We start from the raw sequence: 4356 nt of genomic DNA, 5'->3' as shown, positions 1-4356 counted from the left end.
GTGTGTTCGGTGGGTGTGTCGGGGGTGGGGCCGGTCATGGGTGCCTCCCGGGTTCGGTGGGCGGTGCGCGGTGGGTGGGGTGTCGGGGTGGGCGTGGGGTGCAGGGTCGCATATCGGGGCGGGGTGGGGTGGGTCATCCGCTGTCGGGCGGTGAGGGGTGTCGCGGTGAGGGCTGCTGGGCCAGAATCTACGCGCGTTGTCCCTGTCCGTAAGGCCTTTCGTCCAAGGGAGTTGGCATGTCGCTCGACCGTAGGAAGTTCGTGGGTGGTTCCGTGGTGACGGGAGCCGGGGTGGCGCTCGCGGGGGCCGCGGGCGCGCCGGCGGCGGCGGTGGGGGTTGAGGGCGGCGGCGGGCGCGGCCATGGTCACCGTCGGGAGCGGTATGCGTTCACGGTGATGGGTACGACGGATCTGCACGGCAATGTCTTCAACTGGGACTATGCGGCGGACGCGGAGTTCGACGACGCGGCTCACAATGATGTCGGGCTGGCGAAGATTTCGACGCTGGTGGCGGATGTGCGGCGGGAGAAGGGCCGGCACAACACGCTGCTGATCGATGCCGGTGACACCATTCAGGGGACGCAACTGGCGTACTACTACGCGAAGGTGGATCCGATCACGGATCCGGACGGTCCGGTGCATCCGATGGCGCGGGCGATGAATGCGATCGGCTATGACGCGGCGGCGCTGGGGAATCACGAGTTCAATTACGGGATTCCGGTGTTGCGGAAGTTCGAGGAGAGCTGTGATTTTCCGCTGCTGGGGGCGAATGCGGTGGATGCGAAGTCACTGCGGCCGGCGTTTTGGCCGTATGTGATGAAGCGGTTGCGGTCGCCGCACGGGCGGGAGGTGAAGGTGGCGGTGCTGGGTCTGACGAATCCGGGGATCGCGATCTGGGACAAGGCTCATGTGCAGGGGAAGCTGGCGTTTCCGGGGTTGGTGGAGCAGGCGGCGAAGTGGGTGCCGAAGCTGCGGTCGATGGGCGCGGATGTGGTGATCGTGTCGGCGCATTCGGGGACGAGTGGTACGTCGTCGTACGGGGATCAGTTGCCGTATGTGGAGAATGCGGCGGTGCTGGTGGCGGAGCAGGTGCCGGGGATCGATGCGATTTTGGTGGGGCATGCGCATGTGGAGATTCCCGAGCGGCGGGTGCTGAATGAGCAGTCGGGCCGGGAGGTGGTGTTGTCGGAGCCGTTGAAGTGGGGGCAGCGGCTGACGCTTTTCGATGTGGTGGTGGAGTGGCGTCGGGGGCGCTGGGAGGTGGGGTCGGTTGGTTCGCGTGTCTTGAATTCGAATGCGGTGGCGGAGGATCGGCGGATCACGGGTCTGTTGCGTGCGGAGCATCGGAAGGTCGTGGCGTATGTGAACCGGGTGATCGGGCGGTCGAAGGCGGAGATGACGGCGGCCCAGGCTCCGGTGCGGGATACGCCGATATTGGACTTCATTGCGTTTGTGCAGGCGGAGGTGGTGCGTAAGGCGCTGGCGGGGTCGGCGTATGCGTCGTTGCCGGTGTTGTCGCAGGCGTCGTGTTTTTCGCGGACGGCAACGGTTCCGGAAGGTGATGTGACGATCCGGTCGATGGCGGCGTTGTATCCGTTCGACAATACGCTGGAGGCGCGGGTGCTGACGGGTGCGCAGGTGCGGGCGTATCTGGAGTTTTCGGCGCGGTATTACGTGCGGACGGCGGCCGGTGATGGTCCGGTGGATCCGTCGAAGATCACGAATGCGGACGGTACGCCGGATTACAACTATGACGCGGTGAGCGGTGTGTCGTACGAGATCGATATCGCGAGGCCGGTGGGTCAGCGGATCGGGAAGCTGATGTTCGGCGGGAAGCCGGTGGATGATGCGGCGCGGTTCGTGCTGGCGGTGAACAATTATCGGGCGAGCGGCGGCGGGAATTTCCCGCATGTGGCGGCTGCGGAGCAGGTGTGGTCGACGTCGGACGAGATCCGGAATGTGATTATCGGTTGGGTGCAGGAGAACGGGGAGATCGATCCGGTGAAGTTTGCTTCGGTGGATTGGAAGTTGACGCGGGACGGGGTGCCGGTTTTCTGAGGACAGCCGGGTGGGCGGCGGCGGTGCCGGGGCATCGCCGCCGTGGGTCAGTGGCGTGGGACGAGGGTGGAGCCCTGGCGGGGGACGGTGCCGGTTCGGGGGGTTGAGGGTTGGGGGAGGCCGAAGGTGGTGAAGGCGGTGCGGGTGGGGAGGGGGTAGGGGGTTTTGTCGGTGAGGGAGTTGAGGATGGTGGCGCTGCGCCAGGCCGCGAGGCCGAGGTCGGGGGTGCCGACGCCGTGGGTGTGGGTTTCGGCGTTCTGGACGTAGATCGAGCCGGTGACGGAGGGGTCGAGGGCGATGCGGTGGTGTTCGTCGATGCGGGGGCGTTCGCCGGAGTCGCGGCGTACGTAGGGGTCGAGGGCGGCGAGCAGGGTGTCCATGCGGCGTTCGCGGTAGCCGGTGGCGAGGATGACGGCGTCGGTGGTGAGGCGGGAGCGGGTGCCTTGCTGGGTGTGGTCGAGGTGGAGTTCGACCTTGGTGGTGCCGACGCGGCCTGCGGTGCGGACGCAGACGCCGGGGGTGAGGGTGGTGTCGGGCCAGCCGCCGTCGAGGGTGCGGCGGTAGAGCTCGTCGTGGATGGCGGCGAGGGTGGTGTGGTCGATGCCCTTGTGGAGCTGCCATTGGCCGGGGACCAGGCCGTCGCGGACGCGTTCGGGGAGGGCGTGGAAGTAGCGGGTGTAGTCGGGGGTGAAGTGTTCGAGGCCGAGTTTGCTGTATTCCATGGGGGCGAAGGCGGGGGTGCGGGCGAGCCAGTGGAGGCCTTCGCGGCCGGCGGGGCGGGCGCGGAGCTGGTCGAGGAAGATTTCGGCGCCTGACTGGCCGGCGCCGATGACGGTGATGTGGTCGGCGGCGAGCAGGCGTTCGCGGTGGTCGAGGTAGTCGGCGGAGTGGATGACGGGGACGGCGGGGGCGTCGGCGAGGAGGCGTAGCGGGACGGGGATGTGGGGGGTGGTGCCGATGCCGAGGACGAGGTTGCGGGCGTAGGTGCGGCCGAGGGCTTCGGCTTCGCCTTCGGTGCCGAGTTGGGTGAAGTCGACTTCGAAGGCTTCGCGTTCGGGGTTCCAGCGGACGGCGTCGATCTGGTGGCCGAAGTGGAGGTCGGGGAGGTTTTCGCTGACCCAGCGGCAGTAGGCGTCGTATTCGGCGCGGTGGAGGTGGAAGCGCTCGGCGAAGTAGAAGGGGAAGAGGCGTTCACGGGTTTTGAGGTAGTTGAGGAAGGTCCAGGGGCTGGCGGGGTCGACGAGGGTGACGAGGTCGGCGAGGAAGGGGACTTGGAGGGTGGCGCCGTCGATGAGGAGGCCGGGGTGCCAGTGGAAGGCGGGGCTCTGGTCGTAGAAGGCGGTGCGCAGGTGGGTGAGGGGGTGGGCGAGGGCGGCGAGGGAGAGGTTGAAGGGGCCGATGCCGATGCCGGCGAGGTCGAGGGGTTCGTCGGGGCCGGTGGTGTCGGTGGTGAGGGCGCCTTCGGGGGTGCTGGTCATCGGGGGATGTGGCCTTCCACGAGTTTGAGGAGGGTGGTGAGGTCTCCGGGTTGGGTGTGGGGGTTGAGGAGGGTGGCCTTGAGCCAGAGCCCGGTGGGGGTGGTGGCGCGGCCGAGGACGGCTTGTCCGTCGGTGAGGAGGGTGCGGCGGATGGTGGCGAGGGTGGTGTGGTCGGCGCCGGTGGGGCGGAAGAGGACGGTGCTGAGGGTGGGGCGGGAGTGGAGTTCGTAGCGGGGGTGGGCCTCGATGAGGTCGGCGAGGGCCTGGGCGGCGGCGAGGGTGCGGTCGATGAGTTCGCCGAGGCCGTGGCGGCCGAGGGCTTTGAGGGTGACGGCGATTTTGAGGATGTCGGGGCGTCGGGTGGTGCGCAGTGAGCGGCTGAGCAGGTCGGGGAGGCCGGCTTCGGTGTCGTCGTCGGCGTTGAGGTAGTCGGCCTGGTGGGCGAGCGGGGCGAGGGTGGTGGGGTCGGGGACGGCGAGGAGGCCGGCCGCGACGGGTTGCCAGCCGAGTTTGTGCAGGTCGAGGGCGACGGTGTGGGCGCGGTCGAGGCCGTGCAGTGCGGTGCGGTGGGTGTCGCTGAAGAGCAGGGGTCCGCCGTAGGCGGCGTCGATGTGGAAGCGGGCGCCGTGCCGGTCGGCGATGTCGGCGAGGGCGGGGAGGGGGTCGATGGCGCCGGAGTCGGTGGTGCCGGCGGTGGCGGTGAGGAGGAGGGGGCCGGTGCGTCCGGCGAGGTTGGCGAGGCAGGTGTGGACGGTGTCGGGGGTGAGGATGCCGTCGGGGGTGGGGAGGGTGAGGGGTGCGGGGAGGCCGAGGAGCCAGGC

3 protein-coding genes are annotated in these 4356 nt (G+C 68.7%); 1 reads left to right on the top strand and 2 read right to left on the bottom strand.

What is annotated here, in order from left to right; genetic code table 11:
* Positions 1–236: 236 nt before the first annotated feature.
* Positions 237–2057, top strand: coding sequence for a bifunctional metallophosphatase/5'-nucleotidase (locus DY245_RS34360; RefSeq protein ID WP_128511035.1), 1821 nt, complete (start codon positions 237–239; stop codon positions 2055–2057).
* 47 nt (positions 2058–2104) lie between these two features.
* Here DY245_RS34360 and DY245_RS34355 read toward each other — a convergent pair whose 3' ends face one another.
* The gene (locus DY245_RS34355; protein WP_128511034.1) at positions 2105–3535 is read right to left on the bottom strand and encodes a lysine N(6)-hydroxylase/L-ornithine N(5)-oxygenase family protein; all 1431 of its coding nucleotides are present in this window, start codon (positions 3533–3535) and stop codon (positions 2105–2107) included.
* Positions 3532–4356, bottom strand: an 825-nt coding sequence (locus tag DY245_RS34350; protein ID WP_244943449.1) for a pyridoxal phosphate-dependent decarboxylase family protein, incomplete at its 5' end; no start/stop codon positions are given. The genes DY245_RS34350 and DY245_RS34355, both read right to left, overlap by 4 nt.

Origin of the sequence: Streptomyces inhibens (assembly GCF_003389455.1) — a bacterium.
Taxonomy (GTDB): Bacteria; Actinomycetota; Actinomycetes; order Streptomycetales; family Streptomycetaceae; genus Streptomyces; species Streptomyces inhibens.
The sequence above is the reverse complement of the archived record's forward strand: the minus strand, read 5'-3'. Positions and strand labels throughout refer to the sequence as shown.

Bases quoted from the DNA above. Each gene is read 5' to 3' on its own strand.
- DY245_RS34360 (WP_128511035.1), top strand. From the start codon at position 237: ATGTCGCTCGACCGTAGGAAGTTCGTGGGTGGTTCCGTGGTGACGGGA.
- DY245_RS34355 (WP_128511034.1), bottom strand. From the start codon at position 3,535: ATGACCAGCACCCCCGAAGGCGCCCTCACCACCGACACCACCGGCCCC.